The sequence below is a fragment of the Enterobacter sp. 302C9 genome, assembly GCF_034106085.1.
Lineage (GTDB): Bacteria > Pseudomonadota > Gammaproteobacteria > Enterobacterales > Enterobacteriaceae > Enterobacter > Enterobacter asburiae_B.
Map to the genome: position 1 here is coordinate 41,351 of NZ_JAWNBW010000007.1, position 25,188 is coordinate 66,538.

Here is a 25,188-nt window from a genome sequence, read left to right on the forward strand (position 1 = left end):
GTGTATCGTGAATTATGGAGGATTAGTGCACTTTTGATGCAAGGGGCGCGAAGCCCCTTATTAGTCAGTCGTAGAGCCACTTTCCTGCTTTTGCCGACTCTGCAAACATTCTTACGGTCAACGGTATGCGGGTTGCTTCAACTTCTTCCCGCTTCAGCTTAAACCAGCGATCTAACAATGGGGTGTTCTGCCAGGGAAAATAATGAGACCAGTCCACACCCGATAAATCGACGTTAAACTCTTTCTCGTAACGGGTTAATGCATCATGAAGGTCATCGCCCGGTGAATCGAATAAATCAGAATCCAGTTCCAGAGGGACTTCTTTCCACTGGTTATCCAGATAGCCAGGAATTTCATCCCGAAACATACATAACACGTCGTCTACGATGCTCATCAGAAAGATGTCCACGCTATGCGGTCTTTTGGTCGTGCAATCAAATTGTATTTTTCTTGCGTACGCGTTGAAACTCGATGAAGAGTCAGTGCAAGTGAGGCCCACCCCAGCCAGGGGATATAACGACCAATTACCGCTGCGAGTTTGTTAGTTGGCTGCATCCTGACGCCTACGGGAGTGGGAATTTTAATCCCGAAGGGGAGACGTGCGTCCCGTAAAATTATTCGCGCGTACTTTGAAACAACGCTTGTTCCCAGGGTAGCGCCTTCAGGTTTTGCCCGAGTCCTTAGCCACGGTTGTCCGCCCAAAATAGCCGCGCCTGAAACGGCATCTATCCCCAACTCCATACAAAACTCCTCAAGAAAAATGATCTCAAGTAACTCGCCCGGAGTGACGTTTGAATGACCTCTGTAGAAGTAGGTTCCGTTAATTTCTTCCGTAGTATCCATACCAGTACCCCAGTTACGCTGTCGCCCGTTCATTCCATGCGTCAGAGAAAATGATATTGCCGTCGTTATGTTTCCACGTAATTTTCTCATAGCGCAATTCAACCGTTTCGAGGTGGTTGTTATTGGTGTCGCCCGGCGAGGCCATTGCAGGTGATACTGAAACAATCCGCACGCCTTCCAGAAGAATATTGAAATACTCCGCTTCAAGACCTGCGTCATTAATCTTGTAGAACTTGAGTTCGGCTTTTTGCAGGGCCTGACCAGTAGCGACCGCTTTATAGAGATAGGGTGATGAGTAATCGAATTCCTTTACGATCATCATTGGGGAGTGGATGCGTTTACCCGTAGGTTTACCCGTCAGGTTATCGGTCGGAGTCGAAAGATTGTGGTGAAATCCTTTGAACTCAATGCTGTATTCCCTGTGCTGCACATCACAACCGCCTTTGATAAGCGCACCACCGTCATCGAACAACCACATATTGCCTGGAATGGCCATTTTAAAATCCCTCTTTTCATACGATGAAGTCGATGAGCTTACAGAGAGAGGGAAGAGAGCTGAATGCACAAAATGGTTATAATGAATTCGTTTTACTTAATACTGAATTAAATTTTGCTAACATGAGAAACGCTCCCCCGTACATTAGCTGATATGCGGGGGATAGCGTTTGTTTATTTCAAACGCTGATGCAGGCTTCTCCCCACCAGCAGCGCCGCGCACAGCATCAGTGCGATAAACCCGCCCACGCCGTTCCAGCCGTAGTTATGCCAGAACACGCCGCCGAGGGTCCCGGCGATGCTGGAGCCCAGGTAATAGCTGAACAGATACAGCGATGATGCCTGGCCTTTGGCGCGACGCGCGCGCGGGCCAATCCAGCTGCTGGCGACCGAGTGGGCGGCGAAAAACCCGGCGGAGAAGAGCAGCATCCCGGCAAAGATGAACCACAGCGAGGATAATAGCGTCAGCAGCAGGCCGAGTAACATCACGCCCGTGAAGACCAGCAGTACCGGCCCGCGTCCATAGCGTGCGGTCATCGCCCCGGCTTTCGGCGAGCTCCACGTGCCGGTGAGATAGGCCACAGAAAGCAAACCGACAACGGCCTGATTCAGATGCCACGGCGAGAGCATCAGGCGGTAGCCAATATAGTTAAACAGCGTGACGAAGGCGCCCATCAGCAGGAAGCCGATCAGAAACAGGCGCGGGAGCCCTTTGTCGCGCCAGTGCAGGCGGAAGTTGATAAACAGCGTTTTCGGGCGCAGCGATGTCGGCCGGAAATGACGCGATTCCGGCAGGATTTTCCAGAACATCAGCGCTGATGCCAGCGCAAAACATCCGATTACCGCCAGCGCAATACGCCAGTTAAAGAAGTCCGTAAACACCCCGCTCAGCAGGCGGCCGCTCATTCCGCCAATCGAGTTCCCGCTGATGTAAAGCCCCATAGAGAAAGCAACAAAGCTCGGGTGGATCTCCTCGCTGAGGTAGGTCATCCCGACCGCCGCCACGCCGCTGAGCGAGAGCCCAATCAGCGCGCGCATCACCAGAATACCGTGCCAGCTGGTCATCATGGTCGAGAGTAACGTACAGACCGACGCCAGCATCAGCGCGGTTACCATCACCGGTTTACGGCCAATGGCGTCGGACAGCGGCCCGGTAAAGAGCAGGCCAATCGCCAGCATGCCGGTAGAAACAGAGAGCGAAACGCTGCTGCTGGCAGGCGATACGCCAAACTCATGAGAGAGAACGGGCAGGATCGGCTGAACGCAATAGAGCAGGGCGAAGGTCGCCAGACCGGCGGAAAAGAGCGCCAGCGTGACGCGCATAAATTGGGGGGTACCACGTTTAATGAACTGGACCGGCTGCGGTGCTGCGGGTAAATCATCGATATCTCTTGCCGGATCGATATCAATAGTCGTTGTACGGCTCACACAATTTCCTTGCTTAAACATCCCCGTGATTTCTGGTGACGGGTATGACCACCTGTTCAGGGTAGGAAAATGTAAATATTCTGTCTAATATATTAATAATCTCAAATGATACTTTAAAAATATGAATATCGAGCTGCGTCATCTTCGCTACTTTGTCGCCGTCGCCGAGGAGCTGCATTTTGGCCGCGCGGCGGCACGGCTGAATATCTCTCAGCCACCGTTAAGCCAGCAGATTCAGATCCTGGAGCAGCAGGTCGGGGCGCGCCTTCTGGCCCGCACCAACCGCAGCGTGAGCCTGACGGCGGCGGGTAAACAGTTCCTGATCGACAGCCGACAAATTCTGAGCATGGTCGATGACGCCGCCGCCCGTGCAGAACGGCTCTATCTCGGGGAAGCCGGAGAGCTTCGGATCGGGTTTACCTCGTCCGCGCCGTTTATCAGCGCCGTCTCGGAGACCCTATCGTCATTTCGTCGCCACTTTCCGGATGTTCACATTCAGACGCGCGAAATCAACACTCGCGAGCAGATTGCGCCGCTGAATGAGGGTTCGCTGGATCTGGGGCTGATGCGTAACACCCAGCTGCCGGACACGCTGGCGTGGGAGGTGATCCTGCGCGAACCGCTGATGGCTATGATCCCGCACGATCACCCGCTGGCGTCGCGTCCGGAGGTGTCGCTGGCAGAGCTGGCAAAAGAGCCCTTTGTCTTTTTTGACCCGCAGGTCGGGACGGGTCTGTATGACGATATCCTGGGGCTGATGCGCCGCTACGATCTTGCCCCGGTCATCACTCAGGAGGTAGGGGAAGCGATGACCATTATCGGCCTGGTCGCGGCCGGTCTGGGCGTGTCTATTCTTCCGGCCTCCTTTAAGCGGGTGCAGCTGCGCGAAATGCGCTGGGTGACCATCGCCGAAGAGGATGCCGTTTCCGAAATGTGGCTGGTGTGGTCAAAACACCGTGAACAGAGCCACGCCGCACAGCGCTTCAAACAGCAGCTAATCAGCGCCTCTGCCGGGCGGCATTTTCACGCAAAAGAGGGTAAAAATGTGCGGTAAATCACATGGCTAAGTAAATATTTGACGACGGCCATGCAAGTGCTTCACCATAGCAAACAGTTTATTTCGAAGCTCGAAAATAAGGGAGTACGAGGTGGTTGCTGATAGTCAGCCAGGGCATATCGATCAGATTAAGCAGACCAACGCTGGCGCGGTGTATCGCCTGATTGATCAGCTTGGTCCGGTTTCGCGTATCGATCTTTCGCGCCTGGCACAACTGGCACCTGCCAGTATCACCAAGATTGTCCGCGAGATGCTGGAAGCGCACCTGGTTCAGGAGACGGAAATTCAGGAGCCGGGCAGCCGCGGTCGTCCTGCTGTCGGGCTGGTGGTTGAAACGGAAGCCTGGCACTACCTGTCACTGCGCATCAGCCGGGGGGAGATCTTCCTTGCGCTGCGCGACCTGAGCAGCAAGCTGGTGGTGGAAGACCGGCTTGAACTGCCGCTCAACGCGGAGGAACCGCTCCTCGACGCGATTGTCTCGCATATCGATCACTTCTTTATCCGCCATCAGCAGCGGCTTGAACGCTTAACGGCGATTGCCATCACCATGCCGGGCATTATTGATACCGAAAACGGTATTGTTCACCGCATGCCGTTTTACGACGATGTCAAAGAGATGCCGCTGGGCGAGGTGCTGAAAAACCATACCGGCGTACCGGTCTATATCCAGCATGACATCAGCGCCTGGACAATGGCGGAAGCGCTGTTTGGCGCGTCGCGCGGCGCGCGGGATGTGATTCAGGTGGTCATCGACCATAACGTTGGGGCGGGCGTGATTACCGACGGACGTCTTCTCCACGCCGGGAGCAGTAGCCTGGTGGAAATCGGTCATACCCAGGTCGACCCGTACGGCAAGCGCTGCTACTGCGGAAACCACGGCTGTCTGGAGACCATTGCCAGCGTGGAAAGCGTGCTGGAGCTGGCGCAGGTCAGGCTCAGCCAGTCCATGAGCTCTTCGCTGCACGGCCAACCCCTGACGGTGGATTCCCTCTGCGCCGCCGCGCGCCAGGGCGATCTGCTGGCTAAGGACATTATTACCGGCGTGGGGAATAACGTTGGCCGTATACTGGCCATTATGGTGAACCTCTTCAATCCGCAAAAAATCCTTATTGGCTCACCGCTGAGCCAGGCGGCGGAGATCCTCTTCCCGGCGATTTCGGCCTGCATCCATCAGCAGTCGCTTCCCGCCTACAGCAAAAATATTGCGGTAGAAAGCACCCAGTTTTCCAACCAGGGAACCATGGCCGGCGCGGCGCTGGTCAAAGATGCCATGTATAACGGCTCGCTGTTGATCCGCCTGCTGCAGGGTTAACTCTTTTCCGCAGATGTAAGAAAAATTGCGCTATCTCAAGCCGGGTAGCGCACGCATCCCGTAGACTTCCTCCACTGAATTATTTACCTGGTTTATATTTTCGAAGCATACCCAAGAGGTGGAGTGAGTCATGCTTAAGCGTTTCTTTGTTACTGGTACAGATACCTCTGTCGGCAAGACCGTCGTATCCCGCGCATTGCTGCAGGCGCTGGCAGCAAGCGGTAAACGCGTGGCAGGGTACAAACCGGTCGCAAAAGGGAGTAAAGAGACGCCAGAGGGATTGCGTAATAAAGACGCCCTGGTGCTGCAAAGCGTCTCGTCGCTGGAACTGCCTTATCACGCGGTCAATCCCATTGCGTTAAGCGAAGAGGAGAGCAGCGTAGCGCACAGCGGCCTGATTAATTATCCCCTGTTGTCCGACGGACTGGCGAACCTGAGCGAGAAGGTTGACCACGTGGTTGTGGAAGGGACGGGCGGCTGGCGCAGCCTGATGAATGATTTGCGCCCGCTGTCCGAATGGGTCGTACAGGAACAGCTTCCGGTGGTAATGGTGGTGGGTATCCAGGAAGGGTGCATCAACCACGCGCTGCTGACGGCGCAGGCGATCGCCAATGACGGCCTGCCGCTGATTGGCTGGGTAGCAAACCGCATCAACCCGGGCCTGGCGCACTACGCCGAGATCATCGACGTGCTGAGCAAAAAGCTGCCCGGGCCGCTGGTGGGTGAACTGCCTTATCTGCCCCGCGCCGAGCAGCGCGAGCTAGCGCAGTACATCGATCTCTCTGCCCTCGGTGGCGTGTTGACCGTAGACCGAGTCGTGGCGTAACGTCCGCGACAGCACGGACGCCACCACGCAGGCGACCAGCAGGCCGGGCAGTAAAAAATACTGCCCGGTCATTTCACAGACCATCAGCGCCGACATAATGGGCGCATGCGTGGTCGCGGCAAGTAGCGTTGCCATTCCCGCCAGCCCCAGCAAAATCGCCGTCTCAGAGCCCGGTAGCCACAGCGCGAAAAGCTGCGCGAACAGCATTCCTGTTGCCATACCGACAAACAGCGTGGGCGTAAACACCCCTCCGGGCGCGCCCGATCCGCTGCTCGCCAGTACCGCCAGCAGTTTACAAACAAACACCCCGGCAATGACCGTCAGCAGCGGCGGGGCGAGCAGAAAAGCCTGAACCACGCTGTAGCCATTCCCCCACACCTTCGGCGTGAGAAGAGACAGCAGCCCGACGATCGCACCGCCCAGCGCCAGCTGCCACGGCGGCGAAAGGTTGAGGCGCAGGAAAAGCCCGTGGCTGACGTCCATCAGCCACATCAGCAGCGGTCCGCAGAGGCCCGCCACCAGCCCCATCGCGACGAGAAGAGCATAATCGGCCGCGGTAAGGAGGCCGCTCAGATGGACCGCGTAAAGCGTACCCGCGCCCGGAGCCAGGAGCTGCGTCGTAAGAAGCGCCACCACCGCCGCAATCACCACGGGGCCGAGCGAGGCCAGCATCAGCGTGCCAAACAGAATTTCCGCGATGAACAGGCTTCCGGCTAAGGGCGCATGATAGGCGCTGGCCATCCCGGCGGCGGCACCGCAGGCTATCCATAATTTCCATTCGGATTTGGGCGTAAAGCGCCGGGCGAAAAGGGAGGCGGCGAGGGCGGCAAGCAGGATCATCGCCCCTTCACGCCCGATGGCGCTTCCGCTGGCCACGACCAGCAGCGAGGCAAGGGATTTCACAAGGCTGGCGCCGTAGTCAAACTGGCCGTCTCCGGTCTCCAGCGCTTCCATGTAATCGGTGGGAGCATGAGGCCGCTGCGCGGTCAGACGCTGCCAACCCCAGAGCAGCAGTCCGGCGGCCAGCCCACCCAGCGCGGGCGTTAATGCGCGCCGCCAGGGCGAGAGCGACGCGGCCGCATTCACCAGGCTGCCGCTGTCGTTGCTGAGAAGCAGCCACTCCAGCAGGTACATGCTGTGGCGGAATACCGCAACGGCCAGCGCGGCCAGCACGCCGGTGACGGTGGCAATCAGCAGACGACGAAACATCGCGCGGATGTCGGGGTAGGTATGAAGACGTTGCATGGGTCGCGTTTTAACGGGGACGATACGATATTGTGGCGGGAAATCGCGGGGTTAGCAAAAGGTCTGCGTGCGAAAAAGCCGGGCGATGCCCGGCCAGAAAGGTTAGCTGTCGCTATGAATATTCAGCGCCCGACGCGTACGCCCTGAACTCAGGTACTCGGCAATGTAATCCTGCGAAATCTCGCCGTTGTAGCGACCGTCCTCATCCACGATCGGCATCCAGCTGGTATTACTCTCATACAGACGTGAAAGCACCACGCGCAGGTTGTCTTCCGCCTTGCCGGTCATGCGGAACGGATGGAGAATGTCGGCGCAGGTACCGCTGGCGTTACGCGCTTCGCGACGCTTAACAAAGCCCAGCGGTTTGCCGTGCTCGTCGACCACCGTAACGGCACGAATGTCATTATCATCCATGGTCGCAAAGGCTTCGGGAAGTGGAGTAGAGCCCCGCACCGTAATGGTCGGCTGCTGGTCGGTGACGTCGCCCGCCGATACCAGCAGCAGACGCTTCAGCGTCCGGTCCTGACCGACAAACGAGCCGACAAACTCGTTCGCCGGTTTCGCCAGCAGCTCATCCGGGCTGGCGCACTGCACGATTTTCCCCTGACGGAACACCGCAATACGGTCGCCGAGCTTCAGGGCTTCGTCGATATCGTGGCTGACCAGCATGACGGTTTTTTTCAGCTTGCGCTGCATCTCCAGGAACTGGTTCTGGATCACCTCGCGGTTGATCGGGTCCACCGCGCCGAAGGGTTCATCCATCAGCAGTACCGGAGGATCCGCCGCCAGGGCGCGGATCACGCCGATACGCTGCTGCTGGCCGCCGGACATCTCGCGCGGGTAGCGGTTGAGGAACTTATGCGGATCCATCGCCACCATATCCATCAGCTCTTCGGCGCGGGTTTTGCAGCGCGCTTTATCCCAGCCCAGCATGCGCGGCACGACGGTGATGTTCTCTTCGATGGTCATGTTCGGGAACAGGCCAATCTGCTGGATAACGTAGCCAATGTTGCGGCGCAGGGTGACGGTGTCCATCCCGCTGGTGTCTTCACCGCTGATCAGGATTGTCCCGCTGCTTGGGGTAATGAGGCGGTTAATCATCTTGAGGGTGGTGGTCTTCCCGCAGCCGGAGGGGCCGAGCAGGACGCACATTTCCCCTTCGGGTACGGTCAGGTTAACGTTGTCGACGGCCTTAAAGGACTGGCCGTGCTTCTGTGAAAATTGTTTGGTGAGGTTTTCCAGTTTTATCATTATCGAATCCCCTTTGGAGTCAGAACCACCTGCAGACGGTGCAGCAGCCAGTCGAGCACAATTGCTAAAAGACAAATCATCAGCGCGCCCGCAATCAACATGCGAATATCGCTTCCGCCGATGCCGTTGAGCAGCAGCAGGCCCAGCCCGCCCGCGCCGATTACGGCGGCAATCGCCATCACGCCGATATTCATCACCACTGCGGTGCGGATCCCGCCGAAAATCACCGGCAGCGCCATCGGGATTTCAACCCAGCGCAGCCGCTGCCAGAAGGTCATGCCGATGCCGCGCCCGGCTTCGCGCAGGCCCGGCGGCAGGCTGTCGAGCGCCGTATGGGTATTACGCACAATCGGCAGCAGCGAGTAGAGAAACACCGCCGTAATTGCGGGCAGGGCGCCAATACCCTGACCGATCAGCGAAAACAGCGGGATCATCAGCCCAAACAGGGCGATGGACGGAATGGTCAGCACGATGGTAGCAATCCCCAGCACCGGCGTTGCCAGCCACTTATGGCGGACAATCAGAATGCCCAGCGGTACGCCGATGATGATGGCTAAACCTACGGCCAGCGCCACCAGCCACAGGTGCTGAAGGGTGAGGGTTAAGAGGTAATCCCAGTTGTCGAGAATGTAGTGAATCGTCTCCATAGCGCCTCCTACAGCAGCTGTTTGCTACGCAGGAAATCGCGGGCGACCTGCTGCGGTGACTGATGGTCGATATCCACCTTCTTGTTCAGCTCGGTGATAACGTCGTTGTTGAGCTGCGCCGAGAGGGTGTTGAGCGCCTGTTCCAGACCGGGGTTCGCCTCCAGCGTGTCCTTACGCACCACCGGCGTCACCGCGTAGCTCGGGAAGAAGCCTTTATCATCTTCCAGCACCTTGAGGTCGAAGCCTTTTACGCGCCCGTCGGTGGTGTAAATCAGACCGGCGTCAACGAAGCCGTCGCGCACCGCGTTATAGACCAGACCGGGGTCCATCTGACGGATTTGCGGGCGGTCCAGATCCATCTTGTAGGCCGCCTGCAGCGGCTTCATGCCGTCGCTGCGCCCGGCAAACTCCAGGTCTAATCCCAGCAGCCAGTTTTTGTCCGGGTTGGTTTTACGGATCTGCTCAATCTTCGCCACCATCTCTGACATGGTGTTGATGTGTTCCGCCTCGGCGCGCTTGCGCTGCATGGCGAAAGCGTAGGTGTTGTTCATGTCGGCGGGCTTGAGCCAGACCAGACCGTGCTTCGCGTCCAGGCGTTTCACCGTCTCATAAGACTCCTGCGGCGACATGCGCTTGTTGATGTGGTTAAAGATGATCAAGGACGTGCCGGTGTACTCCCAGGTCATGTCAATCTGCTTGTTGATCATCGCGTTGCGGGAGATCACCGTGGCAATGTTGGTTTGCGGCTGGACCTGAAAACCTTTCTTTTGCAGGTACTGCACGGTCATCGCCGAGAGAATATGCTGCTCGGTAAAGCTCTTGGTCGCCAGAATCAGCGGGGCCGCCATCGCCTGGCTGGTGAACAGCGCCGCGACACACAGCGCCGTCAGGCCGGAAAACAGTCTCATAAAAGCTCCTTGTTATAGTTATCGAGCGAGATGGGGACTCATCGCGCGACCCAGCGCCGCCAGCAGGGTATCGAGGATCAGGGCGAACAGGGCGGTGGCCGCCGCGCCGAGGATCAGGGTCGGGAAATCGTTCAGGTAGATACCGGGGAAAATCAGCTCGCCGTAGCTGCTGGCGCCAATCAGGAAAGCCAGCGGCGCGGTACCGACGTTAATGGCGGTGGCGATGCGGATCCCCGAGAGCATGACCGGCCAGGCGGCTGGCAGCTCAACCTGACGCAGACGCTGCCATTTGGTCATCCCGATGCCGTTTGCCGCTTCCAGCAGCGACGGCGGGACCGAGCACAGCCCGGCGTAGGTATTGCGCACGATCGGCAGCAGCGAGGCGAGGAACAGGGCGATGATGGCGGGCGTATCGCCGATGCCAATCACCACCATCGCCAGCGCCAGTACGGCCAGCGGCGGGAGCGTGTTGCCGACGTTGAAGATTTGCATCACATATTCGGCGATACCCCGCGCGACCGGGCGGCTCAGCAGAATACCGGCTGGAATACCCACCAGCAGGGCAAAAAACATCGACGAGAAAACCAGAATCATGTGCTGTTGCCCGAGATAGACCAGGTCAACCTGGCGCGCCTTTATCGTCTCCATCCCGATACCCCAGACGAGAAGGGCGAGGACCACGATAATGGCGCCGATAAACAGCAGCGAACGTTTGAGTAATGGGTGCATTGCGGTGTGTCTCCCTGTGCGCATGCGTTATAGCAACCACCGGTTGCCTGTTGTTATGCCATGTTTCGGCAGGGGTATTTCACCTATAGCAAGCGTTTGGGAAGGGTTCCAGCGAAGGGGTAAAATCAGTAATCCTATGAAAACAGTGACAACCTTGGGTTAAGCCTTATGGCATAAGGGCTGATTGAGGGTCAGGCAGAATAGTCCTAAAGCGAATTTTTAGATGTGACGGTGTCACATCTAAAGAGCTCATACGCCGGATATCAGACTTTATCTTCACAGAGAGGCACGAACCCGTCGAACCCGCGTCGAGACGGAGATAATTGAAACGATAGCGACCACGGCGAGCATCAACCCGAGCGCTAGCATGGCGTTAAACCCGATCCATCTGAACAGCAGCAGCCCCGCGATACCGCCCGAAATAAACGAGAAAAGGGTGGTTAAGTGGGTTTTCAGCTGGCTTTTTTGCGCCGCCGTATCTTTGGAGTAATCCCTGCGCAGCATCGCCACCAGTACCGAGGCCAGGGATATCCCCGCGTCCGTCAGCGTGCCGGTAATGTGCGTTGATCTCACCCGCCCGCCGGAAAGCTGCGTGGAGGTGGAGTTATGAATGCCCATTAGTCCGCACAGAAAAAGAATAATCACGCGGTTGCTGGTGAGGGCATGAAAATACATCTCGTAGAAGGAGACGCCGGTCAGTAATAACCCTTCGACAAACAGGATCTGGCAAAAAACCAGCCTGACGTTATGAATAATGCCCCATATCACAATCATGCGCGCAATAATGGCGCCTGCGACAAAAGAGAGAATAATCGAGCCGAAGAAAATCATATCGCTCAGATCGGTGGAAGAGACTTCGCTCGATAACTGTGAGGTGTTGCCGGTCATGTGTGAGGGGAAAAAACCAAATGCCCCGAGAGCGATGGCATTCAGCAAACCTGCCGAGGTCGCCAGCCAGAGAGCAAGCCGGCGATCCTCCTTATGCGTTCGTTCTTTCTTGAGTCTAATCAGCAAGAATACCTCCAGATTGAGCTTTGCCTGAATATTCAGGCTAGCAAAGCGGCGCAACGGGCTGTCCAGGATATGGCTTAATTATTATTCCCTCTGACGACTTTCAGGGTTTAGTAATTAATTAAAATATCCTTACTCAAAATGGGGTCGAGAATACTTTAAATCATGCCGTTATTTCCGTGACGCAAAAACGCCGGTCGCTGGTTAAGGCGTTCAAACCAGGCCTCAATCGCGGGCACGTCGGGCTTATCAAAGGGCGTCATTTTCCAGCGATTCACCGACAGCCCAAGCACCACGTCCGCAAGGGTAAACGTCTCGCCCGCCGCAAAGGCGCCGGTGCGCTGCAGCTGGATTTCCAGGATGGTGATGCAGTGGTTCCACTCTTTTATTCCCGCCGCAATACGTTCAGGATCGTTAAAGTCCGGGTTTTTACGCCCCAGCGCCGGGAAGACATAGCGCCAGGCGTTGTTAAATTCGGTCGCCTGCCAGTCCATCCAGCGCTCGACGTTGGCGCAGGCCTGCGGTTCTGCGGGCAGCAGATCGTGACGTCCGGCCTTGCGCGCCAGGTAACGGCAGATGGCGTTAGATTCCCACAGCACGAAATCGTCATCGATCAGCACCGGCACCATGGCGTTGGGATTCAGCGCGCGGAAGGCCTCCGTTTCCGTTGAGGCAAAACCGCTGCCGTAATCTTCCTGTAGATATTCGAGGCCTGCTTCTTCGCAGGTCCAGAGCACTTTACGAACGTTAATGGAGGTGGTTTTGCCGAGGATGGTGATCATTGCGCAGGTGTCCTTTAGAGGAATGAATTGTCTAAAAACAATACACCAGTTGCGCGGGGAAGGTTGGGGCAAAATTTAGTGGGATGTACTGTCTTGCCCAATCGACCCCTTCCGGCGGATGCCTATCTTTTTGCTGTCTCAGACAACTGCGCCGCGCTCGTACCGCAGGAGTTGTCGATGGTACAAAGCCAGCGATCATCGTTTTCCTGCCGAAAAAAATAAATTCCGCCCCAGGAATCCCCTGGAAAATAATTATCTGCAATTGACATCCTTTATTGGACACAAAACCACTCCAATATTGCAGCATGTTTATCTAATATTATCTATATTGACTTATATTTATAAATGATACGATGTTACAGCAAAAAATAACAGAAATTATACTTTATGAACCTCGGCCACTGTTTCGCAATGCGGCCAAAAACAGCATCCAGGCCGTCAATGGCTCTCTGTTAGTGATTGAACCAGACGCGCTAATAGAGGAGGTGCCCCCTTTTAATGATCAAACGTCTTTATTCGCTGCAGGCGTTAGTGGTGCCGGTGAAGAAATATATTCTCTATTGCGGATAATTCATCATCTGATAATGCAGGGAAAAGAAATTATCGTCTGGGTCGCAAAACGGGATGACCTGCTTATCAGACTGATGTACGAGCTTGGTGTACAGACGCTACTCTGCGAAAATTATTTGGAAGAAGAACTCGCTCAGCGTATGTTATCCAAAAATTTCAGTTCAGGATATTTGCCTTTACGCTCCCCGCTAATAAATAACATGAATAGAAAAAATAGGCTCACACACTCTGAACTGAATATTCTTATCGACTGCGCCCGAGGTCTGAGTGCCTATGAGATCGCCAGTCTGCGCCATATGGGATATAAAACGGTCTTCACCCATAAACAAAACATCCGGTTACGTCTGAGCCTGCAAAAGTCAGCCAGTTGGCTGGATCTGCTTAACCGTTTGGATCAGATTTATTCAGTCTGAACATCTGGAGAACTATGTTTACTTTTACTGTTTGTTCCCGTGTGGTTCATCCGACTCTACTGAACGGGTTTATATCCAGCCTGAAGGCTTTTCGCGAACAAAACCCTGACTGGAAATATGAACTTACACGGCATGATAACGCGCACCTGACTTTGCTTGATTTCACCGCATATGACACGCTTACTGATATCTCCGCCGCGGAGTACGAAAGTCTCTGCCGGTCAGGTGAAGGAACTGCTCTGGTTATGCTCTCTGCATGTCAGGAGAAGCTGGCGCATCAGCTCATGAGGTCATACCGGTGTTCACTGCTTTGTGTGGATGAACGTCTGCTGGAACTGCGTGAGCTAATAAAACACAGTATGAAAAAACAACGTTATATCAGTGCTCACTTCCTGCGACTGCAGGAGCAGGAGAATAATATAACCGACGGTATGATTTTTACCGATGCAGAAAAAAAAGTACTTATTGGCCTGAAAAGCGGTAAAACCGGGATTGAATTATCACGTGAAATGTTTCGAAGTCAGAAAACGATCAGTACCCATAAGCGAAAGATTATGTTTAAGCTGGGGGTCAAGAATGATCTGCAACTGCGCAAAGCGATACAAAAGCTCCAGCCGCCGCTGTGATGCGGCAGCTGTACTTACGTCAGGTAATTTATCCCCCGGTATTGTTTGTCAGATATAACGGACCTGTGTCAATTATCCGTTAAAAGCGCTTAATATTTTTCAGGCAATTTATTAATTTTTATCAGAATACCTCGATTGATCTCAATATAACCACCGATACGCAAATCGCCCAGTATTTTCATAACACGACTGCGTGAAAGTCGGGTTTTTTCGAGAATATAATCACTGACGTTGACATGACCACTCAGCGCTTCATCTTCATTCATCAGGGCAATCAAATTCAGTCGTATCAACTCATAGGTGGAGAGCCCGACGGATGAGTAGTGGGCGACCAGCAATTGCCGGACGGCATACATATAACAGTATGCGGCCTCTTTCCATAATCCCTTCGTACTGATGACGTCAAGCATCTCTTTTGTGGGCAGGATCTCATAGCTAACATTTCTGTAGGCCTTTATAAAAATGTCGGCGTTGGTGTCAATTAATTCGTTCATGCCAGTAATCATTGGGGCTTTGATGTATTTGATTAGAAGCCGATCGCTGCTTCGGTATATCGCAACGACTCCCTCATGCAGGATAAACGTTACTGGCTCGGTTTTCTTCTCCAGCGAAATGAGCTGGCGTGGCTTACCACTCTGGATCCGCCTGGTGTCAGAGGCTGCCTCGATCAGGGTATTGAAATGTGTTTCAGGTTTCATACTTATGGCTACCAAAAAAATTATAATTGTTAATGTATGATAGAAGAGTTTGTTGAAAAGATGATAAAAATTCCGAATCAGAACGTATCGATACAATCAGTCAGGAGGTTGATAAGGCTCTGAACAGAATATGGGGTTGGAGGATTAGCTTCATCTGGACATCCTTGTGAGAAAAAACAAACATGAAACCGCCTTCCGATAGCGGTTTTGCGTACGCAGCTCGTCCTCAGTTGTATGCAAATGACATGGTAATAACAGGACTGATTGTACCGGGTATGTTGCCAGAGGCCATACTCACAGTATGTGTATGAATTTTAAAGGTCGGCGTGCCAACTGCTGAGGCAGTATCGATAATCCCTGTTCTCCCGCCGCTGTAGGCCTCATAAGAAAGTCCTTCAAACCGCTCGCCTGTAACATGCCACTTGAGTTTATCGCTCTGTTTTTCAACGTGGGCATCTTTTAGCGCGTCAGGGCGATAGATGGGTTTGATACTGGTCGCGGCGGCAATCTGTAGCGTCTTATTTTCCTTAGACGCAAACGGAATCGCCTTGACGCGAAGCCTGTACATCGACTCTTTAACCTGGGAAAGCGTGCCTGCAATAACAAGGCGCTTTAGGTTCTCTTTACCGCCTTCCTGGTGACAGAAGGGAAGAATGATGAGGTGGGGGGATTTGTGCACGTCGTTGTTAAGATTTTTCACTACCGCCTCAATTAAATACGGTGCACTGAACGGGTTGCGCACGATTACTGAAACTTCTTTTTTTGCTGCTTTATCTAAAAAACGGGTGCCGCGGAAATCGACAGTGTCGGAGGTATTATGAATGAGGGCAATTGCAACGCAGCCAGTTAATATAGGTAATGTGGCTTTCAATCCTGACTCCACAATAATTAATTGAAACAAACTCCGTAATATTATTATCTGGAGCTCCTTGCAGATCTTAAAAGATGATACTGGCGAAGATAAAAAAAGTCTTTTTTGGTAAGTCCTTAAAAGGATTGTGTTCTAATTGTTACATCAGACAAAATTTCTTTATTTGTCCACTATTATCATAAAACCGTGTTTATGAACCAACCTGATGTATCTGCAGGCAGGGCTCTTTGGTTGCTGGATTGCAATGGGTTTCTGAGGTGAGGGCGGCAGGGGCGGGGGAGAAAGCTGACTGCGCAGAAACGCGTTACCTTTTGTGCCATGCTAAAGCCTTTGTAATATGAAGTTATCCTTGCAGGCTTTTCGTAAAAAAAACCGGGCATAACATTATGCCCGGTTTTCGCTCCTGCCATTAAATTACCAGGTGTAGCTGACACCGGCATTCAGCTGCCATGGAGACTCGTAGTGATCCTGACCTTTGGCATAGTTCGCCCCGGCCCATCCGCTCAGGTTTTTGCTGAGTTTCACATCCGCGCCCAGGCCAACGATGCCGCGTGAACCGTCGGTGCTGTCGTTGATTTTTTCGCCGTTGATGTCCATGGTGTTGCTGTTCTCGGTTTCACCCGCAACGGCCAGATGCACATACGGACGGACCTCGGTGCCATTGTTCAGCGCCATCGCCGTACCGACATTCACACCGCCTTCCAGACCCAGTGAGGTGCTGCCGTCATCTTTCGTGTGCAGGCCATTTTTCAGCTTGTAGTCGACGCTGTTATAGCGGGCATAAGAAATCTGGGCATAAGGTTCGATATACCAGGCATTAAACTGCTTGTGGTAGCCCGTTTTGAAAGCTCCGCCGAAGCCATTGTTGTTATAGTCGCCGGTGGTATGACCGCCGTCCAGAGACGTCACGCTGATGTCGTTTTTCAGGTGCGTGCCCTTGATGCTGGCATCAAAGAACAGACCGTTGTTCAGGCGCAGTGAGGTATACAGTGAGGCGCCGTAGCTGTCGACATCTGTACCTGCACTGCCGCCGTCATGCATGTTCACATCCGAATACCCGCGGGTGGCGGCAAAACCGAACAGCAGGTTGCCCGGCGCGATATCGACACGCTTGTCAGCACCTAACATAAAGCCGTTGTTGGTCTGATCGTAGGCAGAACTGGTCTGCTCGACCTGCTGACGGTGGTAGCCGCCGTAGTAGCTGCCCCAGGCGTTCACCGTGCCGTCGCTGCTGCCGGTGAGGCGCTCGTTATCCAGACGGCGGTTCAGCACATCCTGTTCGTCGCTCCAGATGCTCATCGCTGCCGCACGGGTATTCACCACAGCCTGCGCGGCGGTTGAGAGCATGCGTGAATCCGGGTTCGGATTCGGGCCAGGGGCCGGGTCTGGCGTCGGTTCTGGCGTAATGTTATCGAGGATCACGCTGGTTGACCCGTCTGCGTTAGCCACGCTGCGTGATTCGTAACGGTAAACCCCGACATCGCTCTGCATGGAGTTGAAGGTTGCACCGGAACCGTCCGTCACCTGCACAATGGTGTTGCCGGTCATATCGCCCGCCGCACCGCTGGAGCTGGAGGTGACGCCGGCATTAAAGCTGCCGGAGGCCTTGTCGGCCGTGAGCACGAAGGCTGAACCGGTTTCCGCGTTATACGTGGAGTAAATGGTGGACGCCGTCGGGCTGGCCGCCGCCAGCAGCGTGGTCGGTGCGCTGTCGGACAGGCTTGCGGTGTGGATATTCCCGCCGTCCATCACGATGCTGCTGGCACCGGTCAGGCTGATGGCATTGACATCCGTGGCCGCGTTGTTGATCCAGGTTGAGCCGTTGCTGATATTCAGCGCCAGCGCGCCGGTACCGGTTTTGCCGGCGCTACCGGTCCAGGCTGAGCTGTCGATGTTCACCGACTGGTCAGCGCCTGAAGAGGTGGTGATGGCGCCGGAAAGGGTAGAGCCGCTGAAACCGACCGTATCCACTGCGCTGGTACCGGAGATCTGCAGCAGATTGGTTTTGCCGGTCACCGTGGAATCTTTCACGTTGACGGTGCTGCCAGTGGTATCCCCTTTAAGGATAATGGCATTATCACCTTCGATGGTTGACTTAGCGCTGACGTTCAACGTGTAATCGCCTGTTAATGAAACAGCATTGCCGGCCGAAGAAAGTACCGTGGAACCATCAATATTGATGATATTATTTTCGCCGCCGCTATCTCCGAAGATTCCATTTTTACTGCCTTTCACTGTTGAGCCTTTAGACAGCGTTATGTTGGTATTTTTATTAGATGAACCAATCATAATACCAGTATCATCGGAAGTGATAGTGGAGTTAGCAATCTTGAAAGTACTGCCGTTATTTTGTGTCATTCTAATACCAGCCTCAACAGCAGTAAGGGTTGAGTCAGTTATATCAACTATGCCAGAGAAGTCACCGTTAGTCAGGATTGCACGGGCATCCGATGTAATCGAGCTATTACTAACGTGAACCTCGGTGCTACCACTCGAAATAAACAGAGCATTAGCCCCGGAAACACCCTTCTCAGTCTTAATCACAGAGTTGGAAATATCAACGGTACTGCCACCGCCGGTTGATTCCCAGACATAGATCGCAGATTTCCCCCCCGTTACGGTCGCGTTTTCGACCTTTAGCGTTGCATTCGACTTACCATCCACATTGTTTCGGAACATGATACCATGCAACTGCCCGTCAACTTGCGCATTATCCGTCACGTTAACCACACTCCCTTTAGAGGTGGCTACATCTATACCGATATTCCCGCCAGAAATCGTGGTGCCCTGTCCACTGACATTAAGCGTAGCCCCTTTTGTAGGATCGGAAGTAAGATCAATCGTTACACTATTTTTATCACTAGCATTGCTTATCTTGCTGCCGCCATTAATATTTACGGTGTCACCAGCATTGTTTATCAATACCCCATCAGTTACAGTCTGCCCTGTGAAATCCTTTGTTTCACCGATGGCTTGCGTAGAAAAAATACCTGATGAATAAAGCGCGCCAAGCACCAGAATATTCAATGGATTCGCCCTGACTTTAAAGCGACCTAACTGTTTTGTTATGTTTGACATATTGCACCAAAGAGATTTGAGACTATTTCGCCATAAAAATGGCACCGATGTATTGCGGTGAGCAATTTTATTAATTGCGCCCAACTAAAAAGTTCAGAAATTTTACGTTCAATTAAAAAGAAAAACTCCGAAAATATAGTCCTCTTTAGTACTTTCATCCCCAAAACATCAGGTGGATGTTGCAATCGACTGATAAATAGGTTTTTTATGAGGCGTTCTTACCCAGGCTTTTCCCTGATAACATGATTGCAATATAATGCTTAAATAATGTTAACTTTTATTTAATAAAACGAAAATAAAAAAAGTGCTGTTCAGAATAAACTGAACGGCATCTATTATTACGTAGCGCATTACAGGATCTCTTATTAACCCGGACAGGTGCGATAGAGCTGATTCGGCACCGAAGGCGCTAAACGCCGGGCGATCTCATTAAGCATTTGGACTCACGGTGCAAAGCTGACAGCAGCAGAAAAAAATTCTGCTTTGAACGAAAAGTTGACGTGTAAGCTGGCGTCCTGTCCTCACCGGCCATCCCGCTTTAGCGTGTTACAGGGCTGAGGCGAGGTTTCGGATCTTTTCTGCCTTTTCAAAATGATCGAGTTTCATTTCCATAATCCACCAGTGCGCAACTTCCATAAGCAGTTCTGGATCGTCATTTTTATTAGCAAAAAAAGCATAAAACGAGAGCCCAACGTGGCTTCCCTTAGAGGCAATTTTTGAATCACAGATCCTGATGATTTTCGCCTTCATTTCCTGGCGCACGTCATCTCCTTATTTATGTTCTGAATATGAAACAATGACATTGTTACCCTCAACCGGCAGTGGATCCCAACAGACAGCAAAAAAGCCGTAAGCAGTTATCTGCTTACGGCGCCGGGATCTGTAATGATTTTTCTGGCAATCAGGCCGCTTTCACGGCCCTGATTTTTTTCGTGTCAGCCGCATCGGATTCTGTTTTATCCGTTGCAGCTGGAGCATTGACATCGGGAAGCTTGCTGGTACGCAGAATATGCTGCACGGTCTCTTTCTGCTCGGCGAGATACAGGCCGAGATTTTCAGCCTGCGTTTCATCCATTTGCATTCCGCTTTGCAACAGCCAGTCGGTGAACGCGTCTGCCATATCGAGCAGCTTGTCGTGAGCGTCAGCCTCTTTCTTACTGGCAAATGTCATTTTCTCTTCACCTTTTCTTACGACAACAAATTTTGTTTCAACAGCCATCGTGCACCTCGCTATACTGTATTTATATACAGTATAACAGCTCCCGATAGAAGTTGCAGCAAGATATGCATTACTGGCAAAGCTGCTGCGATTCCGGGCCCACCATGCTCCGCCGCCACGCCCCGGGCGCCTGACCATACTGACGCTTAAAGCTGCGGTTGAAGGACTGCTGGGAGTCGAAGCCCAGCGCGATCGCCACGTTCAGAATCGGCTCATCGCTGCGGGTTAGGCGCTCAACCGATTTTTTCAGCTTTTGCGCGCGAATATACCCGGCGAGGGGATAGCCCGTATGCTCTTTGAACAGGCGCTGGAGGTGCCATTTCGAGTAGCCGGATCGCCTGGCGACGGACTCAATGTCCAGACGGCTATCCAGGTTGTTATCGATCCAGTCGAGTAAATCATGCATAAATGCGCCAGTGTTCATCTGGTTACCCCCACGCGGCCTGTAAAAAAGTATCTTTGTCTGTTGCATTAAAAGGTGGCGCGTTTTTGTAATAATTGCAAGTTTTATTGTTGCACTTAAAACCCTGACCGAAACGGGTCTTTTCACATCCGCTCAAATAGCACATAAAGTGCAACAATTATTCTTGCACTTAGTTAAACGCCTTCCTACAATCGCCGCGATAGTGTATTCGCAACTGTTACAGTTTTGTGGCGATGAACGACACAAATGGCCTTGAGACAGCCACCGGACAAAGGAAGTGGCGCAGTGCCTCCTGCTGCGTCTTGCCCGGCGGCGACAATTACCGGAATAAAAATAATGAGCCTGCAAAAAACCTGGGGTAACTTTCATCTGAACGCGCTGGGGGTCATGTTGCTCTCCGTGCTGCTCGTCGGATGCGACAACAGCGTCGCGCAAAACGCCGCGCCGCCTGCGCCCGCCGTCAGCGCTGCTGACGTGGTGGTGAAATCCATTAGCCAGTGGGATAGCTTTAACGGCCGGATTGAAGCGGTGGAGAGCGTTCAGCTCCGTCCGCGCGTGTCCGGCTACATTGATAAAGTGAATTACACCGACGGCCAGGAAGTGAAGAAGGGCGAGGTGCTGTTCACGATTGATGACCGAACCTATCGCGCGGCGCTGGAACAGGCGCAGGCGAACCTGGCGAGAGCTAAAACGCAGGCCAGCCTGGCGCAGAGTGAGGCTAACCGTACCGATAAGCTGGTCAATACCAACGTTGTCTCCCGTGAAGAGTGGGAGCAGCGTCGTTCGGCCGCCACTCAGGCGCAGGCCGATATCCGTGCCGCGCAGGCGGCAGTTGACGCGGCGCAGCTCAACCTGGACTTCACCAAAGTCACCGCGCCTATCGACGGTCGCGCCAGCCGGGCGCTGATCACCAGCGGCAACCTGGTGACCGCGGGCGACACCGCCAGCGTTCTTACCACGCTGGTCTCGCAGAAGACGGTTTACGTCTACTTTGACGTGGACGAGTCGACCTACCTTCACTACCAGAATCTGGCCCGCAGCGGGCAGGGGGCGTCCAGCAATCACACGGCGCTTCCGGTTGAGATTGGCCTGACGGGCGAGGAGGGTTATCCCCATCAGGGCAAGGTGGACTTCCTTGATAATCAGCTGACGCCAAGTACCGGCACCATCCGCATGCGCGCGCTGCTGGATAACGCCCAGCGTCAGTTCACGCCGGGACTTTTTGCCCGCGTCCGCCTGCCGGGCAGCGCGGAGTTCAAAGCCACGCTTATCGACGACAAAGCGGTGCTGACCGATCAGGATCGTAAGTACGTTTATATCGTCGATAAAGAGGGGAAAGCGCAGCGCCGTGACATTACGCCGGGCCGTCTGGCAGAGGGTTTACGCATCGTGCGGCAGGGGCTGAACCCTGGCGATAAAGTCATCGTCGAGGGTTTACAGAAAGTGTTTATGCCGGGGATGCCGGTTAACGCGAAAACCGTTGCCATGACCGCCACCAGCGCCCTCAACTGATCCCTTGACCTGAGAATCCTATCCATGGACTTTTCCCGCTTTTTCATCGACAGGCCGATTTTTGCCGCGGTGCTGTCGATTCTGATTTTTATCACAGGGTTAATCGCCATCCCGCTGCTGCCGGTGAGCGAATATCCTGACGTCGTGCCGCCAAGCGTGCAGGTGCGCGCGGAGTACCCGGGCGCCAACCCGAAAGTGATTGCCGAGACGGTGGCGACGCCGCTGGAAGAGGCGATCAACGGCGTTGAGAACATGATGTACATGAAGTCCGTTGCGGGCTCCGACGGCGTGCTGGTCACCACCGTCACCTTCCGTCCGGGAACCGACCCGGATCAGGCGCAGGTGCAGGTGCAAAACCGCGTCGCGCAGGCCGAAGCGCGTCTGCCGGAAGACGTGCGGCGTTTGGGCATTACCACCCAGAAACAGTCCCCGACGCTGACGCTGGTGGTGCATCTGTTTTCGCCCAACGGCAAGTACGACTCACTGTATATGCGTAACTACGCCACGCTGAAGGTGAAGGACGAGCTGGCGCGCCTGCCCGGCGTCGGCCAGATCCAGATTTTCGGCTCGGGTGAATACGCGATGCGCGTCTGGCTGGATCCCAACAAGGTGGCGGCCCGCGGGCTGACCGCGTCGGACGTGGTGACGGCGATGCAGGAGCAGAACGTGCAGGTATCCGCCGGGCAGCTTGGCGCCGAGCCGCTGCCGAAAGAGAGCGATTTCCTGATCTCCATTAACGCCCAGGGGCGTCTGCATACCGAAGAAGAGTTCGGCAATATTGTCCTGAAAACGACGCAGGACGGTACGGTGGTCCGCCTGCGCGACGTGGCGCGTATCGAAATGGGGTCCGGCAGCTATGCGCTGCGTTCCCAGCTGAACAATAAAGACGCGGTCGGGATTGGTATCTTCCAGTCGCCTGGGGCGAACGCCATTGATTTGTCTAACGCGGTGCGCGCGAAAATGGACGAACTGTCCACGCGCTTCCCGGCTGACATGAAGTGGGCGGCACCTTACGATCCGACCGTATTCGTGCGCGACTCCATCCGTGCGGTGGTGCAAACGCTGCTGGAAGCGGTGGTGCTGGTAGTGCTGGTGGTGATCCTGTTCCTGCAAACCTGGCGCGCGTCGATCATTCCGCTGATCGCGGTGCCGGTTTCGGTGGTGGGTACCTTCAGCATTCTCTACCTGCTCGGCTTCTCGCTGAACACCCTGAGTTTGTTCGGGCTGGTGCTGGCCATCGGCATCGTGGTGGACGACGCCATCGTGGTGGTGGAAAACGTCGAGCGAAACATAGAAGAGGGGCTTGCGCCGCTTGCGGCGGCGCATCAGGCGATGCGCGAAGTGTCCGGGCCGATCATCGCGATTGCGCTGGTGCTGTGCGCGGTGTTTGTGCCGATGGCGTTTCTCTCGGGCGTTACCGGTCAGTTCTACAAGCAGTTTGCGGTGACGATCGCGATTTCCACGGTCATCTCCGCCATTAACTCGCTGACGCTCTCTCCGGCGCTGGCGGCACTGCTGTTAAAACCGCACGGCGCGCCGAAAGATTTCCCGACCCGGCTTATCGATCGTCTGTTCGGCTGGATTTTCCGTCCGTTTAACCGCTTTTTCCACCGCAGCTCGAACGGCTATCAGGGGCTGGTGGGCAAAACGCTGGGACGACGCGGCTCGGTATTTGTGGTGTATCTGCTGCTGCTCTGTGCCGCTGGCGTCATGTTTAAAGCGGTGCCCGGCGGGTTTATTCCGACGCAGGATAAGCTGTACCTGATTGGCGGCGTGAAGATGCCGGAAGGTTCGTCGCTGGCGCGCACCGACGCGGTGATCCGCAAAATGAGCGAAATCGGGATGAATACCGAAGGCGTGGACTACGCGGTGGCGTTCCCGGGGCTGAACGCGCTGCAGTTCACCAATACGCCGAATACCGGGACGGTCTTCTTTGGCCTGAAGCCGTTCGACCAGCGCAAACATACTGCGGCGGAAATAAACGCGGAGATTAACGCGAAAATCGCGCAAATTCAGGAAGGCTTTGGCTTCTCCATTCTGCCGCCGCCGATTTTAGGGCTGGGTCAGGGGTCGGGCTATTCTCTGTACATCCAGGATCGCGGCGGTCTGGGGTATGGCGCGCTGCAAAACGCGGTGAACACCATGTCCGGTGCGATTATGCAGACCCCTGGAATGCACTTCCCGATCTCAACCTACCAGGCTAACGTTCCGCAGCTGGACGTGCAGGTCGACCGTGACAAGGCGAAAGCGCAGGGCGTGTCGCTGACCGATCTTTTCGGAACGCTGCAAACCTATCTGGGCTCGTCGTACGTGAATGACTTCAACCAGTTCGGCCGTACCTGGCGCGTGATGGCGCAGGCCGACGGGCAGTTCCGCGACAGCGTTGAAGATATTGCGAATTTACGCACCCGTAATAGTCAGGGCGAAATGGTGCCGATTGGCAGCATGGTGAAAATCACGACCACCTACGGGCCGGATCCGGTGATCCGCTACAATGGCTACCCGGCGGCGGATCTGATTGGCGATGCCGACCCGCGCGTGCTCTCGTCTTCACAGGCGATGACGCAGCTGGACGCCATGTCTAAGCAGATCCTGCCAAACGGGATGAACATTGAATGGACGGATCTGAGCTTCCAGCAGGCGACGCAGGGCAACACGGCGCTGATCGTCTTCCCGGTCGCGGTGCTACTGGCGTTCCTGGTCCTGGCGGCGCTGTATGAAAGCTGGACGCTGCCGCTGGCGGTGATCCTCATCGTGCCGATGACCATGCTCTCCGCGCTGTTTGGCGTCTGGCTGACCGGTGGCGATAACAACGTCTTCGTGCAGGTGGGGCTGGTGGTGCTGATGGGGCTGGCGTGTAAAAACGCGATTCTTATCGTGGAGTTTGCCCGCGAGCTGGAAATTCAGGGCAAAGGCATTATGGAAGCCGCGCTGGAGGCGTGCCGCCTGCGTTTACGTCCGATTGTGATGACCTCCATCGCCTTTATTGCCGGGACTATTCCGCTGATCCTCGGCCACGGGGCGGGCGCAGAAGTGCGCGGCGTCACCGGGATCACGGTCTTCTCCGGGATGCTGGGCGTGACGCTGTTTGGTCTGTTCCTGACGCCGGTGTTTTACGTGACGCTGCGTAAGTTCGTGACGCGCGGGAAAAAAGAGGAAAGGGACGTTCTGCCCGCGTAGGAACGCTGCAGATAATAAAAAACCGCCTTCATTGTGAAGGCGGTTTTTTTACATCTGAATGTA

24 protein-coding genes are annotated in these 25,188 nt (G+C 54.5%); 7 read left to right on the plus strand and 17 right to left on the minus strand.

The annotated features are described in order from the left end of the window. Positions 1–64 precede the first annotated feature (64 nt). The 4 genes from UR289_RS14530 to UR289_RS14545 form a co-directional block, all read right to left on the minus strand. Positions 65–409 carry a DUF1493 family protein gene (locus UR289_RS14530; protein WP_094935340.1) on the minus strand — a complete coding sequence of 115 codons (345 nt, stop codon included), beginning with the start codon at positions 407–409 and terminating at the stop codon, positions 65–67. After that, positions 394–843, minus strand: a complete 450-nt coding sequence (locus UR289_RS14535; RefSeq protein ID WP_094935339.1) for an STM2901 family protein — start codon at positions 841–843, stop codon at positions 394–396. The genes UR289_RS14530 and UR289_RS14535 overlap by 16 nt, the downstream gene beginning before the upstream one ends. A gap of 13 nt (positions 844–856) precedes the next feature. Continuing rightward, a complete protein-coding gene (locus UR289_RS14540) occupies positions 857–1,339 on the minus strand; it encodes an Hcp family type VI secretion system effector (protein WP_094935338.1) in 483 nt (160 codons plus the stop codon). Between the two features lie 173 nt (positions 1,340–1,512). Then, a complete protein-coding gene (locus tag UR289_RS14545; RefSeq protein ID WP_320710639.1) occupies positions 1,513–2,766 on the minus strand; it encodes an MFS transporter in 1,254 nt (417 codons plus the stop codon). 121 nt (positions 2,767–2,887) lie between these two features. Between UR289_RS14545 and UR289_RS14550 the strand changes: the two genes are divergently transcribed. The 3 genes from UR289_RS14550 (at position 2,888) to bioD (ending at position 5,961) form a co-directional block, all read left to right on the plus strand. Then, on the plus strand, positions 2,888–3,820 hold the full coding sequence (locus tag UR289_RS14550; protein WP_232938178.1) for a LysR family transcriptional regulator: 933 nt from the start codon (positions 2,888–2,890) through the stop codon (positions 3,818–3,820). Between the two features lie 94 nt (positions 3,821–3,914). Continuing rightward, the gene (gene mlc, locus UR289_RS14555; protein ID WP_023311510.1) at positions 3,915–5,135 is read left to right on the plus strand and encodes a sugar metabolism global transcriptional regulator Mlc; all 1,221 of its coding nucleotides are present in this window, start codon (positions 3,915–3,917) and stop codon (positions 5,133–5,135) included. Positions 5,136–5,265: 130 nt separating this feature from the next. Next, positions 5,266–5,961: a dethiobiotin synthase gene (gene bioD / locus UR289_RS14560; protein WP_023311511.1), complete on the plus strand. Its 696-nt coding sequence runs from the start codon at positions 5,266–5,268 to the stop codon at positions 5,959–5,961. Here bioD and clcB read toward each other — a convergent pair. The 7 genes from clcB to UR289_RS14595 all read right to left on the minus strand — a co-directional run bounded on the left by clcB (position 5,896) and on the right by UR289_RS14595 (position 12,534). Then, positions 5,896–7,206 carry a voltage-gated ClC-type chloride channel ClcB gene (gene clcB / locus UR289_RS14565; protein ID WP_320710642.1) on the minus strand — a complete coding sequence of 437 codons (1,311 nt, stop codon included), beginning with the start codon at positions 7,204–7,206 and terminating at the stop codon, positions 5,896–5,898. The genes bioD and clcB overlap by 66 nt on opposite strands. Before the next feature lie 102 nt (positions 7,207–7,308). Further along, the gene (osmV, locus tag UR289_RS14570; RefSeq protein ID WP_320710643.1) at positions 7,309–8,457 is read right to left on the minus strand and encodes an osmoprotectant ABC transporter ATP-binding protein OsmV; all 1,149 of its coding nucleotides are present in this window, start codon (positions 8,455–8,457) and stop codon (positions 7,309–7,311) included. Continuing rightward, positions 8,457–9,104: an osmoprotectant ABC transporter permease OsmW gene (gene osmW, locus UR289_RS14575; RefSeq protein WP_006808875.1), complete on the minus strand. Its 648-nt coding sequence runs from the start codon at positions 9,102–9,104 to the stop codon at positions 8,457–8,459. The genes osmV and osmW overlap by 1 nt, the downstream gene beginning before the upstream one ends. A gap of 8 nt (positions 9,105–9,112) precedes the next feature. After that, positions 9,113–10,012, minus strand: a complete 900-nt coding sequence (osmX, locus tag UR289_RS14580) for an osmoprotectant ABC transporter substrate-binding protein OsmX (protein WP_320710645.1) — start codon at positions 10,010–10,012, stop codon at positions 9,113–9,115. Between the two features lie 18 nt (positions 10,013–10,030). Further along, positions 10,031–10,741, minus strand: a complete 711-nt coding sequence (gene osmY, locus UR289_RS14585) for an osmoprotectant ABC transporter permease OsmY (RefSeq protein ID WP_320710647.1) — start codon at positions 10,739–10,741, stop codon at positions 10,031–10,033. 276 nt (positions 10,742–11,017) lie between these two features. Next, a complete protein-coding gene (locus UR289_RS14590; protein ID WP_320710649.1) occupies positions 11,018–11,755 on the minus strand; it encodes a YoaK family protein in 738 nt (245 codons plus the stop codon). A gap of 155 nt (positions 11,756–11,910) precedes the next feature. Further along, entirely contained in the window at positions 11,911–12,534 is a 624-nt protein-coding gene (locus UR289_RS14595) for a glutathione S-transferase family protein (RefSeq protein WP_064672400.1), read from the minus strand. Between the two features lie 353 nt (positions 12,535–12,887). Between UR289_RS14595 and UR289_RS14600 the strand changes: the two genes are divergently transcribed. After that, on the plus strand, positions 12,888–13,517 hold the full coding sequence (locus UR289_RS14600) for a helix-turn-helix transcriptional regulator (protein ID WP_087822476.1): 630 nt from the start codon (positions 12,888–12,890) through the stop codon (positions 13,515–13,517). Between the two features lie 14 nt (positions 13,518–13,531). After that, positions 13,532–14,143, plus strand: coding sequence for a helix-turn-helix domain-containing protein (locus tag UR289_RS14605; protein ID WP_080277771.1), 612 nt, complete (start codon positions 13,532–13,534; stop codon positions 14,141–14,143). A gap of 89 nt (positions 14,144–14,232) precedes the next feature. Here UR289_RS14605 and UR289_RS14610 read toward each other — a convergent pair whose 3' ends face one another. The 6 genes from UR289_RS14610 to UR289_RS14635 form a co-directional block, all read right to left on the minus strand. Continuing rightward, positions 14,233–14,841, minus strand: a complete 609-nt coding sequence (locus tag UR289_RS14610) for a helix-turn-helix domain-containing protein (RefSeq protein ID WP_050595278.1) — start codon at positions 14,839–14,841, stop codon at positions 14,233–14,235. Positions 14,842–15,067: 226 nt separating this feature from the next. Beyond that, positions 15,068–15,712 carry a molecular chaperone gene (locus UR289_RS14615; RefSeq protein ID WP_320710654.1) on the minus strand — a complete coding sequence of 215 codons (645 nt, stop codon included), beginning with the start codon at positions 15,710–15,712 and terminating at the stop codon, positions 15,068–15,070. 414 nt (positions 15,713–16,126) lie between these two features. Continuing rightward, a complete protein-coding gene (locus UR289_RS14620; protein WP_320710656.1) occupies positions 16,127–17,824 on the minus strand; it encodes an autotransporter outer membrane beta-barrel domain-containing protein in 1,698 nt (565 codons plus the stop codon). Between the two features lie 1,512 nt (positions 17,825–19,336). Continuing rightward, positions 19,337–19,552 carry a DUF6500 family protein gene (locus UR289_RS14625; protein WP_320710658.1) on the minus strand — a complete coding sequence of 72 codons (216 nt, stop codon included), beginning with the start codon at positions 19,550–19,552 and terminating at the stop codon, positions 19,337–19,339. 139 nt (positions 19,553–19,691) lie between these two features. After that, entirely contained in the window at positions 19,692–20,009 is a 318-nt protein-coding gene (locus UR289_RS14630; protein WP_320710659.1) for a YebG family protein, read from the minus strand. Between the two features lie 70 nt (positions 20,010–20,079). Then, positions 20,080–20,433 (minus strand): helix-turn-helix domain-containing protein, encoded by a 354-nt coding sequence (locus tag UR289_RS14635; protein ID WP_320710661.1) that lies wholly within the window; start codon positions 20,431–20,433, stop codon positions 20,080–20,082. Positions 20,434–20,769: 336 nt separating this feature from the next. On the opposite strand from UR289_RS14635, the gene UR289_RS14640 reads away from it, so the two are divergent. Further along, positions 20,770–21,945 carry an efflux RND transporter periplasmic adaptor subunit gene (locus UR289_RS14640; protein WP_320710662.1) on the plus strand — a complete coding sequence of 392 codons (1,176 nt, stop codon included), beginning with the start codon at positions 20,770–20,772 and terminating at the stop codon, positions 21,943–21,945. A gap of 24 nt (positions 21,946–21,969) precedes the next feature. Next, positions 21,970–25,125 (plus strand): multidrug efflux RND transporter permease subunit OqxB, encoded by a 3,156-nt coding sequence (oqxB, locus tag UR289_RS14645; RefSeq protein WP_047061712.1) that lies wholly within the window; start codon positions 21,970–21,972, stop codon positions 25,123–25,125. The last annotated feature ends 63 nt before the right edge of the window (positions 25,126–25,188 follow it).